This window comes from Pseudoalteromonas sp. McH1-7 (genome assembly GCF_013366255.1).
In the GTDB taxonomy this organism is placed as follows: Bacteria; Pseudomonadota; Gammaproteobacteria; order Enterobacterales; family Alteromonadaceae; genus Pseudoalteromonas; species Pseudoalteromonas peptidolytica.
Genome location: NZ_JABWPQ010000058.1, coordinates 1 through 1249 on the forward strand (window position 1 = coordinate 1; position 1249 = coordinate 1249).

The 1249-nt window shown below is 46.6% G+C and carries 1 protein-coding gene; it reads right to left on the minus strand.

Going from position 1 to position 1249, the window contains the following annotated elements; genetic code table 11:
• Nucleotides 1-64 precede the first annotated feature (64 nt).
• A complete protein-coding gene (gene tuf / locus HUZ36_RS21605; protein WP_128732244.1) occupies nt 65-1249 on the minus strand; it encodes an elongation factor Tu in 1185 nt (394 codons plus the stop codon).

Consider the following 1249-nt stretch of genomic DNA (forward strand, 5'->3'; position numbering starts at 1 on the left):
CTATAGGCATTAAAAAAGGCCGCTTTCGCGACCTTTTTTACAGTGTATTGCTACAACCTAAAGCTTATGCTTCGATTGTTGCTACAACACCAGCACCTACTGTACGGCCACCTTCACGGATAGCGAAACGTAGACCTTCGTCCATCGCGATTGGTACGATTAGCTCAACAGTCATCTTGATGTTGTCGCCAGGCATTACCATTTCTACGCCGTCTGGTAGCTGGATGTCACCAGTTACGTCTGTTGTACGGAAGTAGAACTGTGGACGGTAACCTTTGAAGAAAGGAGTGTGACGACCACCTTCATCTTTCGAAAGTACGTATACTTCTGAAGTGAACTTCGTGTGTGGAGTGATTGAACCAGGCTTCGCTAGTACTTGACCACGCTCTACTTCATCACGCTTAGTACCACGTAGTAGTGCACCGATGTTCTCACCCGCACGACCTTCGTCTAGAAGCTTACGGAACATTTCAACACCCGTACAAGTTGTCTTCGTAGTTTCTTTGATACCTACGATTTCAACTTCGTCGTTCACGTTGATGATACCAGCTTCAACACGGCCTGTTACTACTGTACCACGACCCTGGATTGAGAATACGTCTTCGATAGGCATGATGAATGGCTTATCGATGTCACGCTCTGGCTCTGGGATGTAAGAATCTAGTGCTTCTGCAAGCTCAACGATCTTGTCTTCCCACTCTTTCTCACCTTCAAGTGCTTTCAGCGCTGAACCTTGGATTAGAGGTAGGTCATCACCTGGGAAGTCGTACTCAGAAAGTAGTTCACGTACTTCCATCTCTACTAGCTCTAGAAGCTCTTCGTCGTCAACCATGTCACATTTGTTCATGAATACGATGATGTAAGGTACACCAACCTGACGAGAAAGTAGGATGTGCTCACGTGTTTGAGGCATAGGACCGTCAGTAGCTGCAACTACTAGGATCGCGCCGTCCATCTGTGCAGCACCAGTGATCATGTTTTTAACATAGTCAGCGTGTCCTGGACAGTCTACGTGTGCATAGTGACGAGTTGGTGTGTCATACTCAACGTGTGAAGTTGAGATTGTGATACCACGCTCACGCTCTTCTGGAGCGTTATCGATTGATGCGAAGTCTTTTGCTTCACCACCGTATACTTTTGCAAGTACGTTAGTGATTGCTGCAGTTAGAGTTGTTTTACCGTGGTCAACGTGGCCGATTGTACCTACGTTTACGTGCGGTTTTACGCGTTCAAACTTTTCTTTTGCCAT

Excerpts from the sequence above, each read along its gene's own strand:
- tuf (WP_128732244.1), bottom strand. The coding sequence starts at position 1,249 with ATGGCAAAAGAAAAGTTTGAACGCGTAAAACCGCACGTAAACGTAGGT.